General features: G+C 65.2%; 1 protein-coding gene. It reads left to right on the top strand.

The annotated features are described in order from the left end of the window. Positions 1–18 precede the first annotated feature (18 nt). A partial coding sequence (locus tag EN884_RS38095) for a PCRF domain-containing protein (protein WP_128361237.1) occupies positions 19–497 on the top strand: 479 nt, incomplete at its 3' end.

Below are 497 nucleotides of genomic sequence, written 5' to 3'. Positions count from 1 at the left end.
CGTTATAGCATCCTCATCATGGTCAATTTGCCCCGCGATCGTATGGATCAAGTCGTCAAGCGTTTCGAGATGCTCGAAGCGCAGATGTCGGCCGGCCCGGCGCCGGACGCCTATGTGCGCATGGCGTCCGAATATGCCGAAATCCAGGACATGGTGGCCAAGGTCAGGGCGCTGCGCGCGGCCGAGCATGAACAGGCCGACCTCGAAGCCATGCTTGCCGACAGGGGCACCGACGCCGAGATGCGGGCGCTGGCCGAGGCCGAGCTGCCAGGGGTCGAGGACCGCATCGAGGCGCTGCAGAAGGACATTCAGATCCTGCTGTTGCCCAGGGATGCCGCCGACGACAAGAACGCCATTCTCGAAATCCGCGCCGGCACCGGCGGCGATGAGGCCGCGCTTTTCGCCTGCGACCTGTTTCGCATGTACGAACGCTACGCCGCCGAACGCGGCTGGCGTTTCGAGACCGCCTCGGCCAGCGATGGCGATGCCGGCGGCTA

The organism is Mesorhizobium sp. M7A.F.Ca.AU.001.01.1.1 (assembly GCF_004022735.1).
Classification (GTDB): domain Bacteria; phylum Pseudomonadota; class Alphaproteobacteria; order Rhizobiales; family Rhizobiaceae; genus Mesorhizobium; species Mesorhizobium ciceri.
This window is presented reverse-complemented; position numbering and strand designations above follow the sequence as displayed.